The following is a 2,896-nucleotide window of genomic DNA, read 5'->3' as shown; positions in this document are numbered from 1 at the left end:
GTCCACGGAAGCGGGATCACTCCACCGTACTTGTAGTGCTTGGTGAGTAGGAACGGCGTGTCAGCGCCCGTCCGTCCCCGGCGCGGACAGCCAATCTGTCGGCCATGTCGTCCAAGCCGACCGCGGGTTTCAGGAGCGCATCGCGAAGACGGGGCTGGTGCTGTCGCAGTTCTGGCCGGACGCGCCGCCTCAGCAGCGTAACTTCCCGATGCGTAATGCGGTGATGTCCGGCTACGGCATCACCACGATCGTCGTCGAGGCGGGAGAACACAGTGGCGCTCGCATTCAGGCCCGGATGGCGGTGCACCACGGCCGGCCGGTGATCCTGGCCGACCTTGTCGTCGACAGCACCGAGTGGGGCAGAGAACTCGTCGGTCGTCCCGACGTCTACGTCGCGTCGTCGATCGCCGAGGTAAGAACCGTGGTCGAACAGCTTGCCCAACGTCCGAGCCAACTGGAAGCGGTTCTCAGCCAGATCGCCGTCTGATGGTCACCCGCTCACCCGCTCTCGACACACTCCGCGACCTCATCGGCAGCACGGAAAGCCCGTTCCTCCGCAATGCCCGATGGGCGCCCGGAGCCACCTGCAGCATCTGCACGGGGATCCCGAACCACGGTCTTTCTTTCGTGCTGGTGGTCATGCTCGTCGTGGCCTCGGGCGACTGTGGGGACACGCGGGTGACTACGACAGATCATGGGTCCGGGTACACTCGGGAAATGCGTAGCACTGAATTTCTCCTCTGTGCCGTGGGGCCTGAATGTCTCGTCTGTTACGGCTCGCCTGGGCGGCTTCCGCCGTTGTGGGAGGAGGCCTTTTCGGGCTGGTGGTGTCACGGTTGAACGGCGCCTCCTGGCCGCCGTTCACAGCCTTCAGCCTCGTCCTCGGCACGGGATGGACCTGGGCCGGTCTGGCCTATTTTTTAGGACGGTCCTGTGCCGCGTCAGCTCTGCGCGCGTCGGTGGCGGCGCTGCTCGGTCTGGTCGCGGCCGTGGTCGCATACAGCCTCAGCGATCTTTCGCGTGGAGTCTACCGCACGGTGGATGAAACAGATCCGCTGTTGGCGACGTACACGGACTGGCGAGGTTTTGTCACCACGACCGGCTTCTGGGTCGTGGTCGCCGTCGTCGTGGCTCCGGTTCTCGGCATCGCCGGGCGGTCGGGACGAGGCTGGCAGACTCGCGCGGTAATCAGCAAACTCCTGATACCGATCCTGGCTCTGACCGAGATGACGCGGCGTCTGGCAACGGAGGCGGGCTTTCAGCCCAGCCCGGTGGCGGTGTATACCTGGGGCGTCGTCGAGGGCTGCTCGCTCCTGGTCGTGATCGTCATATTGGGAATCCGCGCAACCCGGACGCTTCAACGACGCTAAAAGAACGTCCGCGGCCCGGCAACGTGGGCTGAGCACCGCGTATCATGCGATTATGAACGCAGGTCCGGTAACTGTGACAGGTCTCGGTGCCTGGGGCGATCTCAAGGAAAGCCCGGATGGCGGGACGTGGTGCGAGGTACGCGAGTTCGCGCTGCTGTCCAACGGGCGTGAAGTGACGCTCCTGGATGACCGAGGGTGGACGACATCCGCGCCGCTGGACAAGATCTTACTTACCCATATCGTGCGCGACGTCCATAACGTGGTCCTGCCCGACGACGCCGAGGAAATAGGCGAACAGCATGAGTGGCAACGCTTCGAGCAGCGCCTGCGCGAAGCCGGTGTTCTGGCCACTCCGGACGGGCTCCGACTGTTGCCGTACCGCATCATTCTGAGCATTCCCTGAGATTATTCTCGATCTGCGTGCGACCGGGGCCGGCGCGTCGAGCACCCGCACGCGTCAGCCGTCAGCCGTCAGCCGTCAGCCGTCAGCCGTCAGCCGTCAGCCGTCAGCCGTCAGCCGTCAGCCGTCAGCCGTCAGCCGTCAGCCGTCAGCCGTCAGCCGAGGCGGCGGTAGACGGCGGGACTCTCCCCCCGGCCCGGCACGACCAGAACGGTCCCGTGGGTGCGCAGGCCCTCGGGGCCGGTGAAGTCGAGATAGTCGGTCATGGGCTTTCACGCTCCTGCCAGTTGGGGCTCGGCGGTGGACGCGGGCTGCCAGCCCAGCGCGGGGGCGACCTCGGTGGCGATGAGCTCAAGCGCCCGGATCGCCGCGTCCTGCTCGATCACCGCCGGGTTGAACTGGGCGATCAGGTCGGTGGCGACTGGCAGTACCCGTTCCCGGCGCAACTGTTCGATCAGCTCGTCGGGATGGCCGTAGAAGGAGTGGAAGCGGCGCAGCGCCTCCTCGGTGTCGATCCCCGCCGGGAAGGCGCCGCGCACGGAGAACCGCTGGGCGGCCGCGAGGACGTCCGGGCCGATCTGGGCCAGCGCGGTGCGGCGGTCGGCCGCCGGGAAGATGAACCGCGACAGCCCGATGCGCGGCGCCCGCGGCTGCTCCCAGGCGGCGAGGTAGGCGTCCGCCCAGGGCCGCTGCACCTCGTCGGTGGGCTCGTCATAGCCGTAGGTGGCCCGGTTGAGCAGCAGGTTCGAGCCCGCCGCCGCGGCGTACCGCGCACCTGGCTGGCTGAAGACGCCCTGCCAGACCCGGTCGGTGAAGTCGCGGGCGGCCGGCTGGATGGTGAACCCGGGCGCGCCGACCTCCTCGTTCGCGAGCGCCCTGCGCAGTACTGCCAGCCCTTCGCTGGTCAGCTCGCGCCGGTGGGCCACGTCCCGGCCGAACACGGCGTACTCAAGCTCGCTGCCGCCGCTGCCGACGCCGATCTCGACCCGGCCGCCGCTGAGGGTGTCGACGACCGCCACGTCCTCGGCCAGCCGTACCGGGTCCTCCAACGGCAGGACCGTGATCGCGGTGGCGAGCCGGATGCGCCTGGTGCGGGCGGCGGCGTAGGCCAGGAACGTCCACGGTG

4 protein-coding genes and 1 pseudogene are annotated in these 2,896 nt (G+C 67.7%); 3 read left to right on the top strand and 2 right to left on the bottom strand.

What is annotated here, in order from left to right:
- Window positions 1-157 precede the first annotated feature (157 nt).
- From DD1DGNOD_RS16940 to DD1DGNOD_RS16930, 3 genes are all read left to right on the top strand, one after another.
- Window positions 158-487 carry a DNA-processing protein DprA gene (locus DD1DGNOD_RS16940; protein WP_050803528.1) on the top strand — a complete coding sequence of 110 codons (330 nt, stop codon included), beginning with the start codon at window positions 158-160 and terminating at the stop codon, window positions 485-487.
- Window positions 488-758: 271 nt separating this feature from the next.
- Complete coding sequence (locus tag DD1DGNOD_RS16935; RefSeq protein ID WP_131770568.1) at window positions 759-1,370, top strand: hypothetical protein; 612 nt, start codon at window positions 759-761, stop codon at window positions 1,368-1,370.
- Window positions 1,371-1,443: 73 nt separating this feature from the next.
- Complete coding sequence (locus DD1DGNOD_RS16930; protein WP_013874001.1) at window positions 1,444-1,773, top strand: hypothetical protein; 330 nt, start codon at window positions 1,444-1,446, stop codon at window positions 1,771-1,773.
- A 155-nt stretch (window positions 1,774-1,928) separates the two neighbouring features.
- Here DD1DGNOD_RS16930 and DD1DGNOD_RS30895 read toward each other — a convergent pair.
- Both DD1DGNOD_RS30895 and DD1DGNOD_RS16920 read right to left on the bottom strand, forming a co-directional pair.
- A pseudogene (locus DD1DGNOD_RS30895) lies at window positions 1,929-2,036 on the bottom strand (alpha/beta hydrolase); the annotation flags it as partial.
- 6 nt (window positions 2,037-2,042) lie between these two features.
- The coding region (locus DD1DGNOD_RS16920; protein ID WP_131770567.1) for an LLM class flavin-dependent oxidoreductase at window positions 2,043-2,896 on the bottom strand (854 nt) is incomplete at its 5' end.

Origin of the sequence: Candidatus Protofrankia californiensis, from assembly GCF_900634765.1 — a bacterium.
Taxonomy (GTDB): Bacteria; Actinomycetota; Actinomycetes; order Frankiales; family Frankiaceae; genus Protofrankia; species Protofrankia californiensis.
This window is presented reverse-complemented; position numbering and strand designations above follow the sequence as displayed.

What these genes read in the sequence shown, in the direction of transcription:
- DD1DGNOD_RS16935 (WP_131770568.1), top strand. Translation starts at nt 759, where the DNA reads ATGTCTCGTCTGTTACGGCTCGCCTGGGCGGCTTCCGCCGTTGTGGGA.